Origin of the sequence: Enterobacter cloacae complex sp. SHL018 (genome assembly GCF_049237905.1) — a bacterium.
GTDB classification, from domain to species: domain Bacteria; phylum Pseudomonadota; class Gammaproteobacteria; order Enterobacterales; family Enterobacteriaceae; genus Enterobacter; species Enterobacter hormaechei_C.
Genome location: NZ_JBMKJE010000005.1, coordinates 26099 through 52034, shown reverse-complemented (window position 1 = coordinate 52034; position 25936 = coordinate 26099). Strand labels below are relative to the sequence as shown.

Here is a 25936-nt window from a genome sequence, read left to right as displayed (position 1 = left end):
CATCAGATGATTTTCAGTTCTGACAGTCTACCGTTGACTCAGCGTCGCCAGTGGCGATAAGTTTTCCCTTCATTGATGACCAAATTGACACAATCCGTCCATGACCGATACGCTGAAAGATATTCCCGTTTTCGTTGCCTCCGTTGAGGCAGGAAGTTTTGCCCAGGCCGCCGTCCGTCTGCATTTGTCGCGCTCGGCGGTAGGAAAAAGCATTGCTCGTCTTGAAGAGAGGCTGGGGGTTCGTCTGTTTCATCGGACCACCCGCAGTCAGAGGCTGACCGATAACGGCGCGCTTTTTTATGAACGCTGCCTGCGCGCGCTGGAGGAGATCCGTGGCGCTGAATCGCAGCTTGAAACCGGAAAACATCAGGTCAACGGTCGGCTGCGTGTTGCCGTGCCGGTGCTGTTTGGTCGCCAGTGTATCGCCCCGCTGCTAATAGAGCTGGCGCAGGAGCATCCCGGGCTTGAGCTTGAAATGTCCTTCAGCGACCGCGTCGTGGATCTCGTGGAAGAAGGGTTTGATATGGCGGTGCGCAATGGCGCTCTGGCTGACAGCAGCGTGCTGGTCGCCAGAAGGCTGGGGGAGCACCGGATGGTGCTGTGCGCCGCGCCGGATTATCTGCTTAAGAATGGCCAGCCGCAAACCGTTGATGATTTACGCCAGCATACGGCCATTAACTACACGCGTGCGGGCAGAGTCCTACCCTGGCAGCTGATGGATTACGATGGCACGTCGCGCACGTTTATTCCCCGCTCATCGCTCAATATGGATGATTTGCAGGCGATCTGCGACGCGGCGCTGGCCGGCCACGGCCTTGCATGGTTACCCTGCTGGATGGTCATTAAAGAAATTCAGCAGGGAGATCTTGTCCCGCTCTTAAAGCAGGCCCCGGATGTACGCTTCGACGTTCATGCCGTCTGGCAGCAGACGCCACACCTGCCGCTAAGGGTAAGAATTGCCATAGATATGCTGGTCAAACGTTTACCGGCAGTGATGTCGCTGGAGTTTCCTGCGTCCATAAAAAAGCCGCGCTGAAGCGCGGCCAGTTATGCTGTCGTAAAGCGACGATTAAATATCGATATTCGCCGCCTTCAGGGCGTTCTCTTCGATGAAGGCGCGACGTGGTTCAACCGCATCGCCCATCAGGGTCGTGAACAGCTGATCCGCTGCGATTGCGTCTTTAACGGTGACACGCAACATGCGACGGCTTTCCGGATCCATGGTGGTTTCCCACAGCTGATCCGGGTTCATTTCGCCCAGGCCTTTATAACGCTGAATAGAGAGACCACGACGGGACTCTTTTACCAGCCACTCCAGCGCCTGTTCGAAGCTGGCTACCGGCTGACGACGTTCGCCACGTTCGATAAACGCATCGTCTTCGATCAGACCGCGCAGCTTCTCGCCGAGGGTGCAGATACGGCGGTATTCCGGACCGGTCACAAATTCGTGCTCCAGCGGGTAGTCGGTATCGACGCCGTGGGTACGCACGCGGACGATCGGCTCGAACTGCTGCTCAGCGTTCTGCTGGACGTCGAACTTCCACTGGCTGCCATGCTGCTCTTTCTCGTTCAGCTCGCTCACCAGGGTGTTCACCCAGCGGGTGACGGTCTGCTCGTTGCTCAGATCGGCTTCGGTCAGGGTCGGCTGGTAAATCAGCTCTTTCAGCAGCGCTTTCGGATAGCGACGCTCCATACGGCCAATCATTTTCTGCGTGGCGTTGAACTCGGAGACCAGACGCTCCAGCGGCTCACCGGCCAGCGCTGGCGCGCTGGAATTTGCGTGCAGGGTCGCACCATCAAGGGCGATCGCGATTTGGTACTGATCCATCGCGTCGTCATCTTTAATGTACTGTTCCTGCTTGCCTTTCTTCACTTTGTACAGCGGCGGCTGGGCAATGTAGACGTGGCCGCGCTCAACGATTTCCGGCATCTGACGATAGAAGAAGGTCAACAGCAGCGTACGAATGTGCGAGCCGTCGACGTCCGCATCGGTCATGATGATGATGCTGTGATAGCGCAGTTTGTCCGGGTTGTACTCGTCGCGACCAATGCCGCAGCCGAGCGCGGTGATGAGCGTCGCCACTTCCTGAGAAGAGAGCATCTTGTCGAAGCGCGCTTTCTCAACGTTAAGGATTTTACCCTTCAGCGGCAGAATCGCCTGGTTCTTGCGGTTACGGCCCTGCTTCGCAGAACCGCCCGCGGAGTCCCCTTCCACAAGGTACAGTTCAGACAGCGCCGGGTCGCGTTCCTGACAGTCAGCCAGTTTGCCCGGCAGGCCTGCCAGGTCCAGCGCGCCTTTACGACGGGTCATTTCACGCGCTTTACGCGCCGCTTCACGGGCACGCGCCGCATCGATAATTTTACCCACCACGATTTTCGCGTCGGACGGGTTTTCCAGCAGGTATTCGCTCAGCAGTTCGTTCATCTGCTGTTCAACCGCCGATTTCACCTCAGAAGAGACCAGCTTGTCTTTGGTCTGTGAGGAGAACTTCGGATCCGGCACCTTCACGGAGACCACGGCAATCAGGCCTTCACGTGCATCGTCACCGGTGGCGCTGACTTTCGCTTTTTTGCTGTAGCCTTCTTTGTCCATGTAGGCGTTCAGGGTTCGGGTCATCGCCGCGCGGAAGCCCGCCAGGTGCGTACCGCCATCGCGTTGTGGAATGTTGTTGGTGAAGCAGTAGATGTTTTCCTGGAAACCGTCGTTCCACTGCAAGGCCACTTCCACGCCGATACCGTCTTTTTCAGTAGAGAAGTAGAAGATATTCGGGTGAATTGGCGTTTTGTTCTTGTTCAGATACTCAACGAACGCCTTGATACCACCTTCGTAATGGAAGTGGTCTTCTTTGTTGTCGCGTTTGTCGCGCAGACGAATCGACACGCCGGAGTTCAGGAACGACAGTTCACGCAGGCGTTTCGCCAGAATGTCGTACTCGAATTCGGTGACGTTGGTGAAGGTTTCGAGGCTCGGCCAGAAACGCACCATGGTACCGGTTTTCTCGGTATCGCCCGTGACGGCCAGCGGCGCTTCAGGCACGCCATGCTGGTAGATCTGACGGTGAATTTTGCCTTCGCGCTGGATAACCAGCTCCAGCTTCTGCGACAGGGCGTTTACTACGGATACGCCTACGCCGTGCAGACCGCCGGAAACTTTATAGGAGTTATCATCGAACTTCCCGCCTGCGTGCAGAACGGTCATGATGACTTCCGCAGCAGATACGCCCTCTTCCGGGTGAATACCGGTTGGGATACCACGACCGTCATCGGTAACGGACACGGAGTTGTCCGCATGGATCGTGACCACGATGTCTTTACAGTGACCCGCGAGCGCTTCGTCGATAGCGTTATCTACCACCTCGAATACCATGTGGTGCAGACCGGTGCCGTCATCCGTGTCGCCGATATACATACCCGGGCGCTTACGCACCGCATCCAGCCCTTTCAGGACTTTGATACTGGAGGAGTCATAAGAATTCGACATCAACGTTTCTCGCTCATTTCAACTTGGGTTAATCCGTTATTTTACCCTTTTCCACGGTAAACATCTTCGAATTTTCGTCCGACATGTCCATAACGTGTTCAGCGCTAATGGCGCTGACGAAAACCTGCGACTGCGTGGCTTTTAAGCGGCTGGCAAGCAGCCCGCGCCGCGCGTCGTCAAGTTCCGAGGCAAAATCATCTATCAGGTACAGGCAGCGTCGCCCACTTTCGCGGGTGAGGAATTCCCCCTGCGCCAGGCGCAGCGCGCACATCAGGAGCTTCAGCTGCCCGCGCGACAGCGTGTCTTCCACCGGCGCACCGTCGGCACGAATGCGGAAATCCGCCTTGTGCGGGCCGTGCGCAGTGTAGGTCAACATGCGATCGCGCTCGAAGCTTCTCTCTAACACCTCGGCATATTCCGTCTCTTTTTCCCAGCCACGCTGGAAAGAGAAGGTGAGAGAGAACTCGGGTAAAAACTGTTTGCAGGTGTCGGCCATGTCTTCGGCGATACCTGCGCTGTATTCGGCACGCCAGCGGCTGATTTGTTCCGCAAGAGGAATGAGTTCCATGTCCCACGGACGCAGCTGGGCGTAGCGCGTGACCTGGCGCAATGCGGCGTTACGCTGTTTAAGCAGACGCTTCAGGTTGCTCCAGGCGTTAAAGAAACCGGCTTCATTGTGAAAGCATCCCCAGTCGAGGAACGCTCTTCTGTATTTGGGGCCGCCGTTGAGTAAAGTAAACCCCTCGGGCGTAATCAGCTGCATCGGCATCAGCAACGCCAGCTCCGCCACCTTGTGGCCATCGGTGCCGTCAATGCGCACCTTGCTGTCGCCCTGCTTGTCTTTGGTCAGGCCGATGGCGGTTTCCCGCTCTGCGCCCTGCAAACGCCCGTGCAGAACAAAAGAGTCCTGCTCGTGGCGAATCACGCGACCAATCTGCAAACTGCGAAACGCCCGGCCATGGCCGAGCGTATAGATGGCTTCCAGCACGCTGGTTTTGCCGCTGCCGTTCGCGCCAACCAGGAAGTTAAAGCCAGGGGATAAAGCGAGATCCGCGCTTTCGATATTGCGAAAGTCGCGGATCAACAGACGGGTGAGCGACATTACAGTCTCATTGGCATGACAACATAAGCCGCGCTTTGGCTGGCCGCATCTTCAATCTGTACGCTCGAAACGGAGTCGGTCAGCAGGATGCGAACGTTCTCGCATTTCAGTGCATTCAGCACATCCAGCACATAGCTGACGTTGAAGCCGATTTCCATCTCAGCCCCGGCGTAGGTGACGTCCAGAATCTCTTCTGCCTCTTCCTGCTCCGGGTTGTTGGCGGTGATTTTGATCTGGTTTTCACTCACGTACAGACGTACGCCGCGGAATTTCTCGTTCGAGAGAATGGCCGCGCGGGCAAACGCCTGCTTGAGGATATCGCAGCCCGCTTCCAGCGTTTTGTCCGGGTTCTTCGGCAATACGCGGCGATAATCCGGGAAACGACCGTCTACCAGCTTCGACGTAAAGACAAAATCGCCCACGTGGGCACGAATATTGTTGCTGCCAATCTGCACGCGCAGCGGCGTGTCGCCGCCGTCGAGCATGCGCATCAGTTCAATTACGCCTTTACGCGGTACGATCACCGAATGGTTTGGCAGTGAATCGCCAATCGGCATGGAACAGACCGCCAGACGGTGACCGTCGGTCGCCACGGTGCGCAGCTCTTCACCTTCGGTTTCGAACAGCATGCCGTTTAAGTAGTAACGAACGTCCTGATGCGCCATGGAGAACTGCGTGGCTTCGATCAGACGCTTCATCGTCGCCTGCGGCAGGGTAAATTCAACTTCGCTCTGCCAGTCATCCAGGTTCGGGAAGTCCGCAGCGGGCAACGTGGAGAGGGAGAAACGGCTGCGGCCAGAGCGCACCAGCATGCGGTCGCCCTCCAGCTGCACTGCGATTTCAGCGCCTTCCGGCAGCCCACGGCAAATATCAAAGAATTTACGTGCCGGAACCGTGGTCGCGCCCGCGTCGTGCGGCTGAGTCAGCGTAACGCGCGCGATCATTTCCATTTCCAGATCTGTGCCGGTCAGCGACAGCGTACCGTCCGCGACCTGAAGCAGCAGGTTTCCAAGAATAGGCAGCGTAGGGCGGCCGCCTAATGGGCCACTCACCTGTTGCAGCGGTTTTAATAAATGTTCACGTTCAACGGTAAATTTCATAGCGTCACGATGATAATGTTCTGATTAAATTGGAAAAATCTTCTTTTATGTCGTGGCTTTCTTCGCGTAACTGCTCGATCTTGCGACAAGCGTGCAGCACGGTCGTATGGTCACGGCCACCAAACGCATCACCGATTTCCGGCAGGCTGTGGTTGGTTAGCTCTTTTGCCAGCGCCATCGCCATCTGACGCGGACGCGCCACCGAGCGGGAACGACGTTTAGACAGTAAATCTGCCACTTTGATCTTGTAGTACTCAGCCACCGTCTTCTGAATATTGTCGATAGTGACCAGTTTTTCCTGCAAAGCCAATAAATCGCGCAGCGCTTCACGCACAAAATCGATGGTGATCGCCCGACCGGTGAAGTTGGCGTTGGCGATAACGCGATTCAGCGCCCCTTCCAGTTCACGCACGTTGGAACGCAGACGCTTGGCAATGAAGAACGCCACTTCACCCGGCAGGCGAATGTCGTTCTCGTCGGCTTTTTTCATCAGGATCGCGACGCGGGTTTCCAGCTCCGGCGGCTCGATCGCCACGGTCAGGCCCCAGCCGAAGCGGGATTTGAGACGATCTTCAACGCCGTTGATCTCTTTTGGATAACGATCCGAGGTCAGAATGATCTGCTGATTGCCTTCCAGCAGGGCGTTAAAGGTATGGAAAAACTCTTCCTGCGATCGTTCTTTATTGGCAAAGAACTGAATGTCATCGATCAGCAGCGCATCAACGGAACGGTAGTAGCGTTTAAACTCTTCGATCGCATTGTTTTGCAGGGCTTTTACCATGTCCTGAACGAAGCGTTCGGAGTGCATATACACCACTTTCGCATTGGGCTTACGCGCCATAATGCCGTTACCCACCGCATGCAGCAGGTGCGTTTTACCGAGACCCGTGCCGCCATACAGAAACAGCGGGTTGTAAGCGCCACCGGGGTTATCGGCTACCTGGCGAGCCGCCGCGCGCGCCAGCTGGTTCGACTTACCTTCAACGAAGTTATCGAACGTGTGTTTCACGTTAACGTTAGAGCGGTAGGTAGGCTCAGCGGGGGCCGGAACGTTATCCCAGCCCTGACGAGCCGGTGCAACGCGAGGCGCTGGCGCGGGCGCCGCCTGTGCAGGGGCTGCCACATTGACAACTTCACGAACGGTTTGGGTGACCGGCTTTGTGCCCACTTCAAAACGCAGCTGTGGGGCATCTGACCCGCAGAAATCGTTCAGCAGTCCATTGATGTTATTAAGGTATTTATCCCTTACCCAATCGAGCACGAAACGGTTTGGCGCATACAAAGCCAGCGTGTTATCGCTCAGTTCCGCCTGCAACGGGCGGATCCACATACTGAATTCTGTGGCTGGTAACTCATCCTGCAATCGGGCAAGACACTGCTGCCAAAGCGAAAGTGACACGGCGGACTCCACTCGAACAATAAAAGAAAACTATTGAATATTCATGATTGTTGGCGCACATCGACATGACCCTGTGCAAAAGGGTGATGTGCGAACCGCTATCTGCGGTTATACCCGGCCTGGATCGCTGGATCCCGATCGGGACCGCGGATCATAGCCTAAACTGAGCCAGAGATCTTCTGTTTCTCACAGATTCTTCCCGATTTATCCACAGGAAGATCCGGAATCGGGTAAGTGTAAACGATCCTGACGCGAGTGCCTCGCGATTTAGGCCGCATATTGGAAAATTTAATGAGCACAGACAATTTTTGGCTTAAATGATCTAACGAAGATCCGGGACGATCCTTGCGCTTTATCGTTGAGCCCGTATAATCCTCGACCCGGCGCGTGATGCTCATCTTCCTGCGTCGTCCGCTGCTCATTTTCCACGCGAAAACGTGCGGAAATACACAGGGATTTAAGGAAAGAGAATTGACTCCGGAGTGTACAATTATTACAATCCGGCCTCTTTAATCACCCACGGCTTCGGCGTCCGTCATTCGAAACTCGGTCGGGCATCCGCAAAAGTCATGAATTTTTTCAAGTTTAGGTAGAAATCGCCATGAAACGCACTTTTCAACCGTCTGTACTGAAGCGCAACCGTTCTCACGGCTTCCGTGCTCGTATGGCTACTAAAAATGGTCGTCAGGTTCTGGCACGTCGTCGTGCTAAAGGCCGCGCTCGTCTGACCGTTTCCAAGTAATAAAGCTAACCCCTGAGTGGTTAAGCTCGCATTTCCCAGGGAGTTACGTTTGTTAACTCCCACTCATTTCACTTTCGTCTTCCAGCAGCCATTACGGGCTGGCACGCCGCAAATCACCATCCTCGGCCGCCAAAATTCGCTGGGGCATCCCCGCATCGGTCTCACAGTCGCCAAGAAAAACGTTAAGCGTGCGCATGAACGCAACCGGATTAAACGTCTGACGCGTGAAAGCTTCCGTTTACGTCAGCACGAACTGCCTTCAATGGATTTCGTGGTGGTGGCTAAAAAAGGGGTTGCCGACCTCGATAACCGTGCTCTCTCGGAAGCGTTGGAAAAATTATGGCGCCGCCACTGTCGCCTGGCTCGCGGGTCCTGATAGCCCTCATTCGGGTCTATCAACGCCTGATTAGTCCGCTACTCGGGCCACACTGCCGTTTCACGCCAACATGCTCAAGCTACGGAATTGAGGCATTGCGCAGGTTTGGAGTGATAAAAGGCAGTTGGTTGACGGTGAAACGCGTATTAAAATGCCACCCTTTACACCCAGGTGGAGACGACCCCGTCCCTCCAGGACCTTTTGATACCAGAGAACACTAACGATGGATTCGCAACGCAATCTTCTTATCATCGCTTTGTTGTTCGTGTCTTTCATGATCTGGCAGGCATGGGAGCAGGATAAAAATCCTCAACCCCAGCAGCAGACCACGCAGACCACGACCACCGCAGCGGGTAGCGCCGCCGACCAGGGCGTACCGGCCAGTGGCCAGGGGAAACAGATTACGGTTAAGACCGATGTGCTTGAGCTGACTATCAACACCCGTGGTGGTGATGTTGAGCAGGCGCTGCTGTTGACCTACCCGAAAGAGCTGAAGTCTACCGAACCGTTCCAGTTACTGGAAACCACGCCTGAATTTATCTACCAGGCGCAGAGCGGCCTGACCGGTCGTGATGGCCCGGATAACCCGGCTAACGGTGCGCGTCCACTGTATAACGTCGAGAATGACACGTTTGTGCTGGCTGATGGTCAGAACGAACTGGTTATCCCGATGACCTACACCGACGCGGCAGGCAACACCTTCACCAAAACCTTCACCCTGAAACGCGGTGAGTATGCGGTGAACGTGGGCTACAGCGTACAGAACGCCGGTGCGAAACCGCTGGAAATCTCTACCTTTGGTCAGCTGAAGCAGTCCATCAATCTGCCGTCTCACCGTGACACCGGAAGCAGCAACTTTGCGCTGCATACCTTCCGTGGCGCGGCTTACTCCACGCCAGATACCAAGTACGAGAAATACAAATTCGACACCATTGCCGATAACGAAAACCTGAACGTCAGCTCTAAAGGCGGTTGGGTCGCAATGCTGCAACAGTATTTCGCGACGGCGTGGGTACCGAATAACGACGGTACGAACAACTTCTACACCGCGAACCTCGGCAACGGTATTGCAGCCATCGGCTACAAATCTCAGCCGGTTCTGGTGCAGCCGGGTCAAACCGGTAAACTGGCAAGCACCCTGTGGGTCGGCCCGGAAATCCAGGACAAAATGGCTGCCGTTGCGCCGCACCTGGATCTGACCGTCGATTACGGTTGGTTGTGGTTCATCTCTCAGCCGCTGTTTAAGCTGCTGAAGTTCATCCACAGCTTCCTGGGTAACTGGGGCTTCTCCATCATCGTTATCACCTTTATCGTTCGTGGCATCATGTACCCGCTGACTAAAGCGCAGTACACCTCCATGGCGAAGATGCGTATGCTACAGCCGAAGATTCAGGCTATGCGTGAGCGTCTGGGCGATGACAAACAGCGTCAGAGCCAGGAGATGATGGCCCTGTATAAAGCAGAGAAAGTAAACCCACTGGGTGGTTGCTTCCCGCTGCTGATTCAGATGCCAATCTTCCTTGCGCTGTACTATATGCTGATGGGTTCCGTTGAGCTGCGCCACGCGCCGTTCGCCCTGTGGATCCATGACCTGTCCGCACAGGACCCGTACTACATCCTGCCGATCCTGATGGGCGTGACGATGTTCTTCATTCAGAAGATGTCGCCGACCACCGTGACCGACCCGATGCAGCAGAAGATCATGACCTTTATGCCGGTCATCTTCACCGTGTTCTTCCTGTGGTTCCCGTCAGGTCTGGTGCTGTACTATATCGTCAGCAACCTGGTGACCATCATCCAGCAGCAGCTGATTTACCGTGGTCTGGAAAAACGTGGCCTGCATAGCCGCGAAAAGAAAAAGTCCTGATTCGGTAACTTAACGCTAAAATAAGGGCGGTCGATTGACCGCCTTTTTTATTTGTATTGAACGAGAGCAACCATGAGCCATAACGACACTATCGTCGCCCAGGCAACCCCACCGGGACGCGGTGGTGTAGGCATTCTGCGCATCTCCGGCCTGAAGGCGCGTGAGGTGGCCGAAGCGGTGCTGGGTAAACTGCCAAAGCCGCGCTACGCTGATTATCTGCCGTTTAAGGATGCCGACGGCACACCGCTGGACCAGGGCATCGCGCTGTGGTTCCCCGGCCCAAACTCCTTTACCGGCGAAGATGTGCTGGAGCTTCAGGGTCACGGCGGCCCGGTGATCCTCGACCTGCTGTTAAAACGTATTCTGACCCTGCCTGGCCTGCGCATTGCAAAGCCGGGTGAGTTCTCCGAACGTGCTTTCCTCAACGATAAGCTCGACCTGGCGCAGGCCGAGGCGATTGCCGACCTGATCGACGCCAGTTCCGAACAGGCAGCCCGCTCCGCGCTGAACTCGTTGCAGGGGGCATTTTCCGCACGCGTGAATCACCTTGTGGAAGCACTTACTCACCTGCGAATCTATGTCGAAGCGGCTATCGACTTCCCGGACGAGGAGATCGACTTTCTCTCAGACGGTAAAATTGAAGCTCAGCTCAACCAGGTGATGAACGATCTCGATGCCGTTCGCGCCGAAGCGCGCCAGGGCAGCCTGCTGCGTGAAGGAATGAAGGTGGTGATTGCTGGTCGCCCCAATGCCGGAAAATCGAGCCTGCTGAACGCCCTGGCGGGCCGTGAAGCGGCGATCGTGACCGACATAGCCGGCACCACCCGCGATGTCCTGCGCGAGCATATCCATATCGACGGCATGCCGCTGCACATCATCGACACCGCTGGCCTGCGCGATGCGAGCGATGAAGTCGAGCGTATCGGTATCGAACGCGCCTGGCAGGAGATTGAGCAGGCCGACCGCGTGCTGTTTATGGTGGACGGCACCACAACCGACGCCGTTGACCCGGCTGAAATCTGGCCAGACTTTATCGCCCGTCTCCCGGCTAAACTGCCGATCACCGTGGTGCGCAACAAGGCCGACGTTACCGGCGAAACGCTGGGCATCAGCGATGTGAATGGTCACTCACTTATTCGCCTGTCGGCCCGTACCGGTGAAGGCGTGGAAGCCCTGCGTAGCCATCTCAAACAGAGCATGGGCTTCGACACCAGTATGGAGGGCGGCTTCCTGGCACGTCGTCGTCACTTGCAGGCGCTGGAAGAGGCGGCTCGCCACCTTGAGCAGGGTAAAGCCCAGCTGATCGGCGCGTGGGCCGGTGAACTGCTGGCGGAAGAGCTGCGTCTGGCGCAGCAGAACCTGAGCGAGATCACCGGGGAGTTTACGTCGGACGATCTGCTGGGACGGATTTTCTCGAGCTTCTGCATTGGTAAGTAATTCCCGTTAATACAGGGTGATTTCCTCCAGGGAAATCACCATTGTCCAAATGGCAACTCGCTTAATCCCTCCACGCCCCCTATCCTGCTTGCCTGCATCTATGGGGGATTTATGGCTCGTTTTCTGTTCTGTAGTTTTGCGCTGGTTCTGCTGTATCCGTCCGGCATTGATATGTATCTGGTGGGGCTACCGCATATTGCCCGCGATCTGGGCGCCAGCGAGGCGCAACTGCACATCGCGTTTTCGGCCTACCTCGCGGGAATGGCGTCGTCGATGGTATTTGCCGGGAAAATCGCGGATAAAGCAGGCCGTCAGCCCGTCGCCATTACGGGTGCAGTTATCTTTGCGCTGGCATCAGTACTGTCTTCAGTAGCTCAGGAAAGCACAATGTTCCTGTCAGGCCGTTTTATCCAGGGCATTGGCGCGGGTGGCTGTTACGTGGTGGCGTTTGCTATTCTTCGCGATACCTTAAGCGCCCAGCGCCGCGCTAAAGTGCTGTCGATGCTGAACGGCATTACCTGCATCATCCCGGTGCTGGCACCGGTTGTAGGCTACCTGATTATGCTTAAATTTCCGTGGCAGAGTCTTTTCTGGACCATGGCCGCAATGGGCGCCATCGTCTTTATCCTGTCCGTGACGGTGCTGAAAGAGACCCATCCCGGTTCGCAACAGCCATATCACACCGCAACCCTCCATCCGGCTGAAAAGCTGATGAATCGCTTTTTCCTGAGTCGGCTGGCAATCACCACGCTTAGCGTGGCGGTGATCCTCACCTATGTAAACGTTTCCCCGGTGTTGCTGATGGAGACGATGGGCTTCGATCGCGGTGAGTATTCGACGGTGATGGCGCTAACCGCGATGGTGAGCATGGCGGTTTCATTCTCCACGCCCTTTGCGCTCAACATCTTCCGCCAGCGCACGCTGATGCTCACCTCACAGACGCTGTTCCTCGCCGCAGGCGTGATCCTGGCGACCGCCACCTCACACGCTGTAATGCTGGTGGGCATTACTCTGATCTGCGCCGGATTCTCCGTCGGCTTTGGTGTGGCGATGAGTCAGGCACTTGGCCCTTTTTCATTGCGGGCAGGCGTGGCAAGCTCGGTGCTGGGCATTGCGCAGGTCTGCGGTTCGTCACTGTGGATTTGGCTGGCGGCGGTGATCGGCCTTAACGCGCTGAATATGCTGATCGGGGTTCTGATTGGCTGTAGCATACTCTGCATTACCTTACTTATGGTCATCCAGCCCGCGGCGCACTATGAAGAAGCCCATCAGCAGTCTCGATCTTAATCTTTTACTTTGCCTGCAACTTTTGTTGCAGGAGCGCAGCGTCACCAAAGCCGCGAAGCGGATGAACGTGACGCCGTCCGCGGTGAGTAAATCGCTGGCGAAGTTGCGCGACTGGTTCGACGATCCGCTGTTTGTGAAAACGCCTTTAGGGCTATTGCCCACGCCGCTGACGGTGAGTCTGGAACAGGATTTGGCCGACTGGATGCAGATTGGCAACCAGATCCTCGATAAATTCCACCATAGCTCTCCTGGCGGGCTTAAGTTTGTGCTCGCCGCCGAAACACCGCTGATGCTGATCCGCTTTAATACCCTGCTGGAGCAGGTGAATGAACGCTACCCACAGGCGACGGTGAAGCTGCGCCAATGGGATTACGATTCGCTGGACGCCATTACGCGCGGAGAAGTGGATCTGGGCTTCACCGGGCGTGAAACGCACCCTCGCTCGCGCGAACTGCTAAAGCTGATGCCGTGGTTTATCGACTACGAAATCCTGTTCAGTGACCGTCCGTGCGTGTATTTGCGCGAGGATCATCCCGCGCTCCAGGAAGCGTGGGATCTGGAGACGTTTCTGCGCTACCCGTATATCAGCATCTTCTGGGAACGCAGCGACACCTGGGCGCTCGACGAGGTGCTAAGAGAGATGGGTCGGGAGCGTAACATCGCCATGAGTTTGCCCGGTTTTGAACAGTCGATGTTTATGGCGGCTCAGCCGGATCACAACTACATTGCCACTGCGCCGCACTACTGCCATCACTACAATCAACTCCACCAGCGTAATCTGGTCTGTCTGCCCATTCCCATCGATGAGGCGCAGGCAGAAAAGCTCACCGTCCCCTTCACGCTGATCTGGCATAAACGGAACAGCCATAATCCGAAAATCCTCTGGCTGCGCGAGACGATCAAAGCGCTGTATACCGCACCAGGTCAGGTTTTTGCCTAAGATAATGTAAAGTTCGGTGCTCAGGCTTCTCTTATTTCCATTTACTGATTAAAACAGAAGCTGAGTTAAGCGATAATCATGTAACCGTTTAACCGACTACGACCATTATCAAGGAGCGAAAAATGGCTACGCACTTTGCACGAGGAACATTAACGGAAGGGCATCTCGTATCGGCCAGACTTTCTTCAGCCTGTCACAGTGAGGCGCTCAAACTACCTGAACACCGCAGGACGCGGTTTTTAGCTTCCAGAGCGCTCCTCGCAGAACTGCTTTTTATGCTCTACGGCACCAGCGAATTACCGGACATACTCACCCAGCCAGAAGGTCGCCCGGTTTTTGCGGACCCGGCACTCCCCCATTTTTCCATTGCGTACACCGGCAACATTGTTGGCGTCGCGCTGACGACGGAAGGTGATTGCGGCCTGGATATGGAGCTACAACGCGTCACGCGCAGCTTCCATGGTGCTAACGCGCTCGATGAATACCCGCTCTCCAGCAATGAAAAGCTGTGGATACGTAACCAGAACGACCCCGTTGAAGCCAGAGCGCAGCTCATTACCCTTCGCCAGAGCATCCGCAAACTGAGCGGCGCGGCGTCAGACGACGCCAGCCTGTTGCAGCTGCTCCCCGGCTCCGGACGCCTGCGCGCGACAAAAGCCTCGCTGGTAGAGGCACTCTGCGACGCTGAGGACGTACTGATCTGGTCCGTTGCGGTGACCCCCGCCATCGAACGGCTGAAAATCTGGGAGTTTGACAGCACTCGCGGTTGGCGTAGTCTTCCGGATGTACCTGAGCGCGCCAACGAGCCCGCCGCGCGCCTGATGCGATTAACCAGTTTACCGGCAGAAAAAGCATACACCCATAGCTGATCCGTCCAGGATCATCATGATGAAACAGGAGTAATCATGTCTGATACGTTGAAAGTTGTTACGTTACTGGGAAGCCTGCGCAAAGGTTCTTTTAACGGGATGGTTGCCCGTACGCTGCCGCAGCTGGCGCCTGCGGGAATGGAGATCAGTGCCCTGCCGTCCATTGGCGACATCCCGCTTTATGATGCTGACGTTCAGCAGGAAGAAGGGTTCCCGCAGAGTGTGGAAGCGATAGCCGAGCAAATCCGTCAGGCTGACGGCGTGGTGATTGTGACGCCTGAGTATAACTACTCGGTGCCGGGTGGTTTGAAGAACGCCATTGACTGGCTGTCCCGTTTACCGGAGCAGCCGCTGTCTGGTAAACCTGTGCTGATCCAGACCAGCTCAATGGGCGCCATCGGCGGCGCGCGCTGCCAGTATCACCTGCGTCAGATCCTGGTGTTCCTGGATGCGATGGTGATGAACAAGCCGGAATTTATGGGCGGCGTGATTCAGAACAAGGTCGACCCGCAGACGGGTGAAGTGGTGGATCAGAGTACGCGTGACCATCTCTCTGGCCAACTGACCGCGTTTGGGGATTATATTAAGCGGGTGAAGGCCTGATAAAAAAGCCCGGTGGCGCTAGCGCTTACCGGGCCTACACTCGTCAGTAGGTCAGGTAAGCGAAGCGCCACCTGACACCACCAGCATCTTAGTGTGCATCAATAAACACAATCTTCAGCACAAACAGCAGCGCCACAATAATCACGCACGGGCTAAGTTCGCGGAAGCGGCCGGTACCGATCTTCATCACGCAGTAAGAGATAAAGCCCAGCGCGATACCTTCGGTGATCGAGAAGCTGAACGGCATCATCACCGCGGTAATAAATGCCGGAACGGCTTCCGTCAGATCTTCCCACTTCACGCGCGCCAGGCTTGAGGTCATCAGCACGCCGACGTAGATCAGCGCGCCGGCTGCCGCGTATGGTGGCACCATCCCCGCCAGCGGAGAGAGGAAGATCACCAGCAGGAACAGCAGACCCACAACTACCGCCGTCAGGCCGGTACGGCCGCCCACGGACACACCGGAAGAGGATTCAATGTAAGCGGTAACAGACGAGGTACCGATGAAAGAGCCAGCAACGGAAGAGATGCTATCCACATACAGCGCCTGCTTCATGCGCGGGAATTTGCCTTTTTCATCTGCCAGACCCGCTTTGTCGGTCACGCCAATCAGCGTACCGGAGGAGTCAAACAGGTTGACCAGCATGAAGGAGAAAATCACCCCGGCCAGTCCCAGGTTCAGCGAGCCCGCCAGATCAACGTGGCCAATCACGGTAGAGACGCTCGGTGGCGCAGAGACGATACCGTTGTAATGCACGTCACCCAGCATCCAGCCCAGCAGCGTGGTCACAATGATAGAGACCAGCACCGCAGCATGGATGTTGCGCGATGCCAGGATCGCGATGATAAAGAAGCCCAGCACGCCCAGCAGCACGCTGTGAGAGGTCAGGTTACCAATGCTCACCAGCGTTTCCGGGTTCGCCACGATAACGCCAGCGTTTTTCAGCCCCATCATGCCGATGAACAGACCGATACCGCTGGTGATGCCCACGCGCAGGCTCACGGGAATGTTCGCAATCATCCAGTAGCGCACGCGGAAGATGGTCAGCAGCAGCAGGCCGACCGCGCCCCAGAAAATAGCGCCCATCCCAACCTGCCACGGCAGGCCCATCGCCTGAACCACCACGAACGCAAAGAACGCATTCAGACCCATTGCCGGGGCCAGCGCCACGGGCAGATTAGCGAAAACGCCCATCAGGATGCTGCCAAGGGCCGCGATCAGACAGGTGGTTACAAAGACGGCGCTGGTGTCCATGCCAGCTACGCCCAGAATTTGCGGGTTAACGAAAACGATATAGACCATCGTCAGGAAGGTAGTAAAACCGGCGATTACTTCGGTGCGTGCCGTTGTGCCGTGCTCGCGCAGTTTGAACACGCGCTCAAGCAGCCCCTGACCAGATGTCTGGGTAGTGTGTTGTTGACTCATCATCAATTTCCGAACAAGGAGGGAAAATTCGTCGCTATCCTATACCAAAATGCGACAATAGTGGCGGTTACGGGATACTTTTTTCATTGATTTTGCTTATACGGCAACGATTGCGTCCCGGTGAACTGCCGTACGAAAACGTTAAACTTGTTAAAAGGGAAAGGCATGTCCGGAATTGAAGCGGTATTTTTCGACTGTGACGGTACGCTGGTCGACAGTGAGGTCATTTGTTCCCGCGCGTATGTCGCCATGTTCCAGGAATTTGGTATTACGCTCGATCTCGAAGAGGTGTTTAAACGCTTTAAGGGCGTGAAGCTGTACGAGATCATCGACATCATTAACGAAGAGCACGGGGTGGATCTGGTGAAAGCGGATCTGGAACCGGTGTACCGCGCCGAGGTCGCACGCCTCTTCGACGCCGAGCTGGAAGTTATCGCCGGCGCTAACGCGCTGCTGGATGCGATGACGGTGCCGATCTGCGTAGTCTCTAACGGACCGGTCAGCAAAATGCAGCACTCGCTCGGCAAGCTGGAGATGTTGCACCACTTCCCGGAAAAACTGTTCAGCGGCTACGATATCCAGCGCTGGAAGCCCGATCCGGCGCTGATGTTCCACGCGGCGAAGGCGATGAACGTCAACGTGGAGAACTGCATTCTGGTGGATGACTCATCTGCCGGCGCGCAGTCAGGGATTGATGCGGGGATGGAGGTGTTTTACTTCTGCGCCGATCCGCACAACAAGCCGATCGACCATCCAAAAGTGACAACCTTTACCGATCTGGCGCAACTGCCAGCGTTGTGGAAGGCGCGCGGGTGGGATATTACGCGTTGAATTAACGTAGGGCGGGTAAGCGTTAGCGCCACCCGCCACACATATCACTCTTTCGGATCTTTACCCGCCAGCAGCTTGTCCAGCTCGTCGCCGCCCACGTGTCGGAAATCCTGCCCCTTCACGAAATAGAAAATGTATTCACAAATGTTCTGGCAACGGTCACCGATACGCTCGATGGAGCGCGCGCAGAACAGCGCGGTCAGTACGCTTGGAATGGTACGTGAATCTTCCATCATGTAGGTCATCAGCTGACGCACAATGCCTTCGTATTCCTGGTCAACTTTCTTGTCTTCACGGTAGATACGGACCGCTTCGTCCAGATCCATGCGCGCGAAAGCGTCCAGCACGTCGTGCAGCATCTGCACGGTGTGGCGACCGAGAGACTCCAGGCTCACCAGCAGCGGCTGGTGCTGCTGGGAGAATTTCTCCAGCGCGGTACGGCAGATTTTATCCGCCACGTCACCGATACGCTCCAGCTCGGCGATGGTTTTGATGATCGCCATCACCAGACGCAGGTCGCTCGCCGTCGGCTGACGCTTCGCAATGATGCGCACGCAGGCTTCGTCGATGGCGACTTCCATCATATTGACGTTGTGGTCGCCTTCAATAACGCGCTTAGCCAGCTCGCTGTCCTGGTTGTGCATCGCCGTGATCGCGTCAGAAAGCTGCTGCTCGACCATGCCGCCCATGGTCATCACCTGGGTGCGAATGCTTTCCAGTTCTGCGTTAAACTGGCCGGAAATGTGTTTATTAAGATTGAGGTTGTCCATGGTTTCTCCACATGCACTAAGGCAAATCAACCGTAGCGGCCAGTAATATAATCTTCGGTTTGTTTCTTCGCCGGACGAGTGAACAGCGCGTCCGTATCGCTGAACTCAATCAACTCGCCCAGGTACATAAACGCCGTGTGGTCAGAACAACGTGCAGCCTGCTGCATGTTGTGGGTCACGATCACCACGGTGTAATCCTGCTTCAGCTCGGTGATCAGCTCTTCGATACGCCCGGTTGAGATCGGGTCCAGGGCTGAGCACGGCTCATCCAGCAGCAAGACTTCCGGGCGAATGGCGATACCGCGCGCAATGCACAGACGCTGCTGCTGACCACCGGAGAGAGAGTACCCACTCTGGTGAAGTTTATCTTTGGTTTCGTTCCATAATGCGGCCTTGGTCAATGCCCACTGCACGCGCTCGTCCATATCCGCACGGGAGAGCTTCTCAAACAGACGCACACCAAAGGCGATGTTGTCATAGATCGACATCGGGAACGGCGTGGGTTTCTGGAATACCATCCCCACTTTCGCACGCAGCAGGGCGATATCCTGGGTATTGGTCAGGATGTTGTCACCGTCCAGCAGAATTTCACCTTCTGCGCGCTGCTCCGGATAGAGCGAATACATTTTGTTAAAGGTGCGCAGCAGCGTGGATTTGCCACAGCCGGACGGACCGATGAATGCCGTTACCTGGTTCTTTGCGATATCCAGGTTGATATTCTTCAGGGCATGGAATTTGCCGTAGTAGAAGTTCAAATCACGAACCTGAATCTTACCCGGGGCAGTATCAACCATACTCATTGACTCATTTCCTCATTCGGCGCCGCGATGTGCCGCGCCGTAAAAATTTAACCGTGTTTCTTCTTCGCGAAAATGACGCGCGCCAGAATGTTCAGCAACAGTACGCAAAGGGTGATGATCAGCACCCCGGCCCAGGCCAGCTGCTGCCATTCCGCGAATGGGCTCATCGCAAATTTAAAGATCGTCACCGGCAGGTTGGCGATCGGCTGCATCATGTCCGTGCTCCAGAACTGATTGGAGAGGGCGGTAAACAGCAGCGGTGCGGTTTCACCGGCGATACGGGCGATAGCCAGCAGGATACCGGTCATGATCCCCGAGACGGACGCTTTCAGGGTGATAGCCGAAATCATCTTCCATTTAGGCGTACCCAGCGCGTAAGCCGCTTCACGCAGGCTGTCCGGCACCAGTTTCAGCATGTTTTCAGTGGTACGAATAACGATAGGCACCTGCAACAGCGCCAGCGCAATCACACCCGCCCAGCCGGAGAAGTGTTCCATTTGCGCCACCACGATGGTGTAAACAAACAGACCCACGACAATCGACGGGGCAGAAAGCAGAATGTCGTTAATGAAGCGGATGACTTCAGCGATCCAGGACTTGCGGCCATATTCCGCCAGATAGATACCCGCCATGATGCCCAACGGCGTACCGAAAACGGTCGCCCACAGGATCAACAGGCCGCTGCCCGCCAGGGCGTTTGCCAGACCACCACCCGCCGTGTTCGGCGGCGGCGTCATCTCGGTGAACAGCGCCAGGGACATTCCATCAATACCCCGGGTGATGGTGGACATCAGGATCCAGATCAGCCAGAACAGGCCGAACGCCATCGTCGCCATGGAAAGCGTCAACGCAATGCGGTTTTTAATCCGGCGCTTTGACTGCATTTTGCGACGGGATTCCGCAAGCTGAGCGGTGTTTTGCATGTCGAGAGTCGCCATTAGCGTGCCCCCTCGTTTTTAGCCAGACGCATAATCATCAGCTTGGAGATAGCCAGCACAATAAAGGTGATAACAAACAGGATCAGACCCAGTTCCATCAGCGCGGCGACGTGCAGCCCGGATTCTGCTTCGGCAAATTCGTTCGCCAGCGCAGAGGTAATACTGTTCCCCGGCATATAAAGCGAGGCGCTGTCGAGCTGGTAGGTGTTGCCGATGATAAAGGTGACCGCCATGGTTTCACCCAGCGCGCGGCCTAAGCCCAGCATAATGCCGCCAATCACCCCGTTTTTGGTGAACGGAAGGACGATGCGCCAGATAACTTCCCAGGTGGTGCAGCCGATACCGTAGGCGGACTCTTTCATCATCACCGGGGTTTGTTCGAAGACATCGCGCATGACCGCCGCAATGTACGGAATAATCATGATGGCGAGGATCACACCTGCCGCCAGAATGCCGATACCGAATGCCGGGCCGGAGAACAGCGCCCCCACAAACGGAATGGCAGAGAGAACGTTACCGACCGGCTCCTGGAAGTACGTCGCAAACAGCGGCGCGAAGATAAACAGGCCCCACATGCCGTAAACGATACTTGGGATGGCCGCCAGCAGTTCAATGGCGATACCCAGCGGACGTCGCAGCCAGCCTGGCGCCAGTTCCGTCAGGAACAGGGCAATACCAAAGCTCACCGGAACCGCAATCAGCAGGGCGATAAAAGAGGTCACCAGCGTGCCGTAAATCGGCACCAGCGCACCGTAAATATCGTTCGGCGCATCCCACTCTTTGGTCCACAGGAAGGCGAAACCAAATTTTTGAATGCTCGGCCAGGAGGAGAAAATCAGGGACACGATAATGCCGCCCAGCAGCAATAGCACAATCAGCGCAGCCAGTTTCACCAGCGCGCTGAAAATCATGTCACCTTTTTTACCCGGAGGGTTAAATGCAGGCTTGGTTGCAGCCATAAATTACTCTTCTGTTTGAGACGTTTTTACGAATATGCCCGGCGGCGCTGACGCTTACCGGGCCTACAGAGTAAACCGTAGGGCGGGTAAGCGCAGCGCCACCCGCCATCTTCGTTAAATATATCCTGTTAGTACAGCGCTTTACCGCTGCTGTCTTTCACGTTGGTTTTCCATGCAGCACGGATCTGCTCAACCACGCTGTCTGGCAGGCTGGCGTAATCCAGATCGTTAGCCTGTTTGCCGCCATTTTTATATGCCCAGTCGAAGAACTTCAGCACTTCAGCACCCTGCTCAGGCTTCTTCTGCTCTTTGTGGACCAGAATGAAGGTGGTAGACGTGATAGGCCATGCATCGTCGCCTTTCTGGTTGGTCAGGTCCTGCGCGAAGGATTTGCTCCAGTCAGCGCCTTTCGCGGCGTTGGCGAAGTTCTCTTCGGTCGGGCTAACCGGTTTGCCGTCGGCAGAAACCAGTTTGGTGTAAGCCAGGTTGTTCTGCTTAGCGTAAGCGTATTCTACGTAACCGATGGAGCCTGGCAGACGCTGTACGAAGGCTGCGATACCGTCGTTGCCTTTACCGCCCAGACCGGTTGGCCAGTTAACGGTAGAGCCGGAACCGACTTTAGATTTCCACTCTTCGTTCACTTTCGCCAGGTAGCTGGTGAACACGAAAGAGGTACCAGAGCCGTCAGCACGACGAACCACCGCGATATTCTGCGAAGGCAGCTTAACGCCCGGGTTCAGCTTAGTGATGGCTTCGTCATCCCATTTTTTGATTTTGCCCAGGTAGATGTCACCCAGGGTTTTGCCGTCCAGCACCAGCTCGCCTGATTTCAGGCCAGGGATGTTAACAGCCAGCACAACGCCGCCGATCACGGTCGGGAACTGGAACAGGCCTTCCTGATTCAGTTTCTCATCAGACAGCGGAGCGTCGGATGCGCCGAAATCAACGGTATTCGCGGTAATTTGTTTTACGCCACCGGAGGAGCCGATACCCTGATAGTTGACCTTGTTACCGGTCTCTTTCTGGTAGGTATCCGCCCATTTGGCATACACCGGCGCAGGGAAGGTTGCACCAGCGCCAGTCAGGCTTGCTGCTGCAAAGGCAGAGAAAGCGCTCATTGATAAGGTCGCGGCGACAACAGTTGCGACAGTGGTACGCATAACTTTCATAATGTCTCCTGCAAGGATTTCGTAAATCATTGTTTAAGTGGCTACGATGAGCAAAATAGGACAAACAGGTGACAGATAAATGTACGAAATATGACAGTTTTATGACAAAGAAAGTTTCACTTAAAGAAAACCAAAAAGATCTTTAATTATCATCCACTTAAATGGGAACGTGACGGCAGGATTTCAGTAATATTTTCTTTATGTGACACTGAAAAAATAGCTGAAAATGACAGGTTGTCATAAAAAAAACTCCACCCGAAGGTGGAGTCTGAAGGAGTTATTCTACGGTAACAGACTTCGCCAGATTTCGCGGCTGGTCAACGTCGGTGCCTTTGATCAGCGCGACGTGATAAGCCAGCAGTTGCAGCGGAACGGTATAGAAGATCGGCGCAATCACCTCTTCCACATGCGGCATCTCGATGATGTGCATGTTGTCGCTGCTGGCGAAACCGGCGTCTTTATCCGCAAAGACGTACAGAACACCACCACGGGCGCGCACTTCTTCGATGTTTGATTTCAGTTTTTCCAGCAGTTCGTTGTTCGGTGCCACCACGATAACCGGCATATCCGCGTCGATCAGCGCCAGCGGGCCATGTTTCAGTTCACCTGCCGCGTAAGCTTCAGCGTGAATGTAAGAGATCTCTTTCAGCTTCAGTGCGCCTTCCAGCGCAATCGGATACTGATCGCCACGCCCCAGGAACAGGGAGTGATGTTTGTCAGAGAAATCTTCCGCCAGCGCCTCAATGCGTTTGTCCTGAGACAGCATCTGCTCGATACGGCTCGGCAGCGCCTGAAGGCCATGCACAATGTCGTGTTCAACGGAGGCATCCAGACCTTTCAGACGCGCCAGTTTCGCCACCAGCATCAGCAGAACGGTTAACTGAGTGGTAAACGCCTTGGTGGAAGCCACGCCAATTTCAGTACCGGCTTTGGTCATCAGCGCCAGATCGGATTCACGTACCAGCGAAGAGCCCGGCACGTTACAGATGGCCAGCGAGCCCAGGTAACCCAACTCTTTAGACAGACGCAGCGCCGCCAGGGTATCAGCCGTTTCGCCAGACTGAGAAAGGGTGATCATCAGGCTGTTACGACGCACCGCAGATTTGCGGTAGCGGAACTCAGACGCGATTTCCACATCACACGGCACGCCCGCCAGGGATTCAAACCAGTAGCGCGAGACCATACCGGAGTTATAAGAGGTACCGCAGGCCACGATCTGAATGTGCTCGACTTTGCCCAGCAGTTCGTTGGCATTGGCGCCCAGCTCGCTCAGATCCACTTCGCCGTGGCTGATGCGCCCGGTCAGGGTGTTTTTAATGGCGTTTGGCTGTTCGTAGATCTCTTTCTGCATGTAGTGACGGTAAGCACCTTTGTCGCCCGCGTCGTATTGCAGGTTTGATTCGATCTCCTGACGCTTAACCTGCTCGCCTTTCGTGTCGAATACGGTCACGCTGCGACGTGTCACCTCGGCAATGTCTCCCTCTTCCAGGAAGATAAAGCGACGGGTAACCGGCAGCAGCGCCAGCTGGTCGGAAGCGATAAAGTTTTCACCCATGCCCAGACCAATCACCATCGGACTACCGGAACGCGCGGCCAGCAGCGTGGACGGGTCGCGGGAATCCATGATCACCGTACCGTAAGCACCACGCAGCTGAGGGATAGCGCGCAGCACCGCATCACGCAGTGTACCGCCCTTTGCCAGCTCCCAGTGCACCAGGTGAGCAATCACTTCGGTGTCGGTTTCAGAGACGAAGGTATAGCCGCGCGCTTTCAGTTCTTCACGCAGCGGTTCGTGGTTTTCGATAATGCCGTTATGCACCACCACAATGTGTTCAGACACATGCGGGTGTGCGTTGCCTTCAGATGGCTCACCGTGGGTCGCCCAGCGGGTATGTGCAATACCGGTGCCACCGTGCAGCGGATGTTCTTCCGCAGCCTGGGCCAGCATCTGCACTTTACCGAGACGACGCAGACGGGTCATATGACCTTCTGCATCGACCACAGCCAGACCGGCTGAGTCGTAACCACGGTATTCCAGACGACGTAAACCTTCGAGAAGGATTTCAGCAATATCACGCTGCGCAACTGCGCCAACAATTCCACACATAGTTAGATTTCCTGATTATGGCGTTATGCCATGCGTTGTCGCTGACCTGTATTTGCCCTTTCCGGGCGCCCCGAGCCTTGTAGAGAGTGGGGTTATTTTTATGGGTACTGCTTGTGGGGGGAGATATATATTTATCTCCTCTCCCGGGTTTGCCTGATGTCGGCTACGCCTTATCAGGCCTACTCAATCGTAGGGCGGGTTAGCATAGCGCCACCCGCCTTGTTGTTACTTCTTCTTCACCGGGCGTTTCCAGCCCTGCTTGCTGACCTGCGGCACACGGCTTAACACCAGCTCGTTCTCGGCCACATCGCGCGTAACGGTTGTCCCGGCGGCAATGGTCACGCCTTTGCCCACGGTGACAGGCGCCACCAGCTGGGTATCGGAGCCTACAAACACATCATCACCGATGATGGTTTTAAACTTATTGGCACCGTCATAGTTACAGGTGATGGTTCCAGCACCGATGTTTACGTTGTCGCCAATTTCCGCATCGCCCAGATAGGTCAGATGACCGGCTTTCGAGCCCTTACCCAGACGCGCTTTTTTCATTTCCACAAAGTTACCTACGTGAGCGCCTTCCAGCAGCTCAGCGCCCGGGCGCAGACGCGCAAACGGGCCGATGGTACATGCCGCCTCAAGATGGGCATCTTCCACCACGCTGTACGGGCTGATTTCGCAGTCGTCACCGATCACGCTGTTTTTAATCACGCAGCCAGTGCCGATTTTGACGCGGTTGCCCAGCGTGACGTTACCTTCCAGGATAACGTTAGTATCTATTTCAACGTCGCGCCCGTGGGTCAGCGTGCCACGCAGATCGAAACGCGCCGGATCGCGCAGCATAACGCCCGCGAGCAACAGCTTTTCTGCCTGCTCGGACTGGTAAATACGCTCCAGGCGAGAAAGCTGGAGACGGTTGTTTACCCCGTCCGTTTCGCTGATGCGAGCCGGGTGAACGGCGGCAATCTCACGCCCTTCCTGGTAAGCCATCGCAATGATGTCGGTGATGTAGTATTCACCCTGCGCGTTGTTATTGTTGAGTCTGGACAGCCAGCGCTTCATATCCGCACCGTTCGCAATCAGGATGCCGGTGTTGATCTCCTGAATCTGGCGCTGTTCGTCAGTGGCATCTTTATGCTCAACAATCCCGGTTACCTTGCCGTTTTCACGCGTAATGCGGCCATAGCCGGTTGGATCGTCCAGCACGACGGTCAACAAACCGATGCCGCCCTGCGGTTTGGCTTCACGTAGGCGAGTGAGGGTTTCAACGGAGATCAGCGGGACGTCGCCGTAGAGCATCAGGATATCTTCATCATCAGAGAAGAAGGGTGCAGCCTGCTGCATCGCATGGCCTGTACCCAACTGTTCTGCCTGTAGCACCCAGTTGAGATTGTCATCACGCAGCGTTTTTTTCAGCAGGTCGCCGCCATGTCCATAAACCAGATGCACCTGGCTGGCGCCTAATTCATTCGCTGCATCAATAACATGCTGAACCATTGGCTTTCCTGCCAGCGTGTGGAGCACCTTAGGCAGATCGGAATACATGCGGGTACCTTTGCCTGCGGCAAGGATCACCACGCTCATCGCACTGTTTAACATACGCATCCTGACGGTAGTTTGTGTGAGAAGTAAAAACGTTTGATGCTTAAAATTCTACATCTTTTTCATCATGAATTAAGGCCGAAAAAAAAAGCCAGCCTGGGATCCAGACTGGCTTTTGTGCTTTTCAAGCCGGT

General features: G+C 55.6%; 23 protein-coding genes. 11 read left to right on the top strand and 12 right to left on the bottom strand.

The features are described 5' to 3' along the window. Positions 1-100 precede the first annotated feature (100 nt). Positions 101-1036, top strand: a complete 936-nt coding sequence (locus ACOTY5_RS17830; protein ID WP_032668922.1) for a LysR family transcriptional regulator — start codon at positions 101-103, stop codon at positions 1034-1036. A 33-nt stretch (positions 1037-1069) separates the two neighbouring features. On the opposite strand, the gene gyrB is transcribed toward ACOTY5_RS17830, so the two are convergent. Genes gyrB through dnaA form a run of 4 tightly spaced genes read right to left on the bottom strand, consistent with a single transcriptional unit; the run spans position 1070 to position 7082 of the window. Continuing rightward, positions 1070-3481 carry a DNA topoisomerase (ATP-hydrolyzing) subunit B gene (gene gyrB / locus ACOTY5_RS17825; protein ID WP_003861119.1) on the bottom strand — a complete coding sequence of 804 codons (2412 nt, stop codon included), beginning with the start codon at positions 3479-3481 and terminating at the stop codon, positions 1070-1072. Between the two features lie 28 nt (positions 3482-3509). Continuing rightward, positions 3510-4583: a DNA replication/repair protein RecF gene (gene recF, locus ACOTY5_RS17820; protein WP_045141783.1), complete on the bottom strand. Its 1074-nt coding sequence runs from the start codon at positions 4581-4583 to the stop codon at positions 3510-3512. Continuing rightward, positions 4583-5683: a DNA polymerase III subunit beta gene (gene dnaN, locus ACOTY5_RS17815; protein ID WP_003861122.1), complete on the bottom strand. Its 1101-nt coding sequence runs from the start codon at positions 5681-5683 to the stop codon at positions 4583-4585. The genes recF and dnaN overlap by 1 nt, the downstream gene beginning before the upstream one ends. Positions 5684-5687: 4 nt before the next feature. Next, positions 5688-7082, bottom strand: a complete 1395-nt coding sequence (gene dnaA, locus ACOTY5_RS17810; protein WP_003861124.1) for a chromosomal replication initiator protein DnaA — start codon at positions 7080-7082, stop codon at positions 5688-5690. A gap of 601 nt (positions 7083-7683) precedes the next feature. Here dnaA and rpmH point away from each other — a divergent pair. The 9 genes from rpmH to ACOTY5_RS17765 all read left to right on the top strand — a co-directional run bounded on the left by rpmH (position 7684) and on the right by ACOTY5_RS17765 (position 15203). Next, positions 7684-7824 (top strand): 50S ribosomal protein L34, encoded by a 141-nt coding sequence (gene rpmH / locus ACOTY5_RS17805; protein WP_000831330.1) that lies wholly within the window; start codon positions 7684-7686, stop codon positions 7822-7824. Positions 7825-7840: 16 nt separating this feature from the next. Beyond that, positions 7841-8200, top strand: a complete 360-nt coding sequence (gene rnpA / locus ACOTY5_RS17800) for a ribonuclease P protein component (protein WP_006808764.1) — start codon at positions 7841-7843, stop codon at positions 8198-8200. Further along, positions 8164-8421 (top strand): membrane protein insertion efficiency factor YidD, encoded by a 258-nt coding sequence (gene yidD, locus ACOTY5_RS17795; RefSeq protein WP_001307474.1) that lies wholly within the window; start codon positions 8164-8166, stop codon positions 8419-8421. Before rnpA ends, yidD begins: the two co-directional genes overlap by 37 nt. A gap of 2 nt (positions 8422-8423) precedes the next feature. Next, the gene (yidC, locus tag ACOTY5_RS17790) at positions 8424-10067 is read left to right on the top strand and encodes a membrane protein insertase YidC (RefSeq protein ID WP_003861138.1); all 1644 of its coding nucleotides are present in this window, start codon (positions 8424-8426) and stop codon (positions 10065-10067) included. 72 nt (positions 10068-10139) lie between these two features. Further along, positions 10140-11504 carry a tRNA uridine-5-carboxymethylaminomethyl(34) synthesis GTPase MnmE gene (gene mnmE / locus ACOTY5_RS17785; protein WP_015570136.1) on the top strand — a complete coding sequence of 455 codons (1365 nt, stop codon included), beginning with the start codon at positions 10140-10142 and terminating at the stop codon, positions 11502-11504. Between the two features lie 111 nt (positions 11505-11615). Continuing rightward, positions 11616-12791 carry an MFS transporter gene (locus ACOTY5_RS17780; protein ID WP_023302811.1) on the top strand — a complete coding sequence of 392 codons (1176 nt, stop codon included), beginning with the start codon at positions 11616-11618 and terminating at the stop codon, positions 12789-12791. Further along, positions 12760-13731, top strand: coding sequence for an HTH-type transcriptional regulator YidZ (gene yidZ, locus ACOTY5_RS17775; protein ID WP_421631986.1), 972 nt, complete (start codon positions 12760-12762; stop codon positions 13729-13731). The genes ACOTY5_RS17780 and yidZ overlap by 32 nt, the downstream gene beginning before the upstream one ends. Positions 13732-13853: 122 nt before the next feature. Next, positions 13854-14600: a 4'-phosphopantetheinyl transferase family protein gene (locus tag ACOTY5_RS17770; protein ID WP_017694032.1), complete on the top strand. Its 747-nt coding sequence runs from the start codon at positions 13854-13856 to the stop codon at positions 14598-14600. A 36-nt stretch (positions 14601-14636) separates the two neighbouring features. Continuing rightward, on the top strand, positions 14637-15203 hold the full coding sequence (locus ACOTY5_RS17765) for an NADPH-dependent FMN reductase (RefSeq protein ID WP_003861147.1): 567 nt from the start codon (positions 14637-14639) through the stop codon (positions 15201-15203). An 88-nt stretch (positions 15204-15291) separates the two neighbouring features. On the opposite strand, the gene adeP is transcribed toward ACOTY5_RS17765, so the two are convergent. Next, complete coding sequence (gene adeP, locus ACOTY5_RS17760) at positions 15292-16629, bottom strand: adenine permease AdeP (protein ID WP_017383704.1); 1338 nt, start codon at positions 16627-16629, stop codon at positions 15292-15294. A 165-nt stretch (positions 16630-16794) separates the two neighbouring features. Between adeP and yieH the strand changes: the two genes are divergently transcribed. Then, on the top strand, positions 16795-17460 hold the full coding sequence (gene yieH / locus ACOTY5_RS17755; RefSeq protein WP_017383705.1) for a 6-phosphogluconate phosphatase: 666 nt from the start codon (positions 16795-16797) through the stop codon (positions 17458-17460). Between the two features lie 44 nt (positions 17461-17504). On the opposite strand, the gene phoU is transcribed toward yieH, so the two are convergent. The 7 genes from phoU to glmU form a co-directional block, all read right to left on the bottom strand. Further along, positions 17505-18230, bottom strand: a complete 726-nt coding sequence (gene phoU / locus ACOTY5_RS17750; protein ID WP_003861153.1) for a phosphate signaling complex protein PhoU — start codon at positions 18228-18230, stop codon at positions 17505-17507. 26 nt (positions 18231-18256) lie between these two features. Beyond that, positions 18257-19030 (bottom strand): phosphate ABC transporter ATP-binding protein PstB, encoded by a 774-nt coding sequence (pstB, locus tag ACOTY5_RS17745; RefSeq protein ID WP_003861154.1) that lies wholly within the window; start codon positions 19028-19030, stop codon positions 18257-18259. A 47-nt stretch (positions 19031-19077) separates the two neighbouring features. After that, positions 19078-19968 (bottom strand): phosphate ABC transporter permease PstA, encoded by an 891-nt coding sequence (pstA, locus tag ACOTY5_RS17740; RefSeq protein ID WP_003861156.1) that lies wholly within the window; start codon positions 19966-19968, stop codon positions 19078-19080. Beyond that, entirely contained in the window at positions 19968-20927 is a 960-nt protein-coding gene (gene pstC / locus ACOTY5_RS17735) for a phosphate ABC transporter permease PstC (RefSeq protein ID WP_015570141.1), read from the bottom strand. Before pstC ends, pstA begins: the two co-directional genes overlap by 1 nt. A 128-nt stretch (positions 20928-21055) precedes the next feature. Continuing rightward, positions 21056-22096 carry a phosphate ABC transporter substrate-binding protein PstS gene (gene pstS / locus ACOTY5_RS17730; RefSeq protein ID WP_017383706.1) on the bottom strand — a complete coding sequence of 347 codons (1041 nt, stop codon included), beginning with the start codon at positions 22094-22096 and terminating at the stop codon, positions 21056-21058. Between the two features lie 277 nt (positions 22097-22373). Further along, positions 22374-24203: a glutamine--fructose-6-phosphate transaminase (isomerizing) gene (gene glmS, locus ACOTY5_RS17725; RefSeq protein ID WP_015570148.1), complete on the bottom strand. Its 1830-nt coding sequence runs from the start codon at positions 24201-24203 to the stop codon at positions 22374-22376. Positions 24204-24428: 225 nt separating this feature from the next. Next, on the bottom strand, positions 24429-25799 hold the full coding sequence (gene glmU, locus ACOTY5_RS17720) for a bifunctional UDP-N-acetylglucosamine diphosphorylase/glucosamine-1-phosphate N-acetyltransferase GlmU (protein ID WP_017383707.1): 1371 nt from the start codon (positions 25797-25799) through the stop codon (positions 24429-24431). Positions 25800-25936 lie beyond the last annotated feature (137 nt).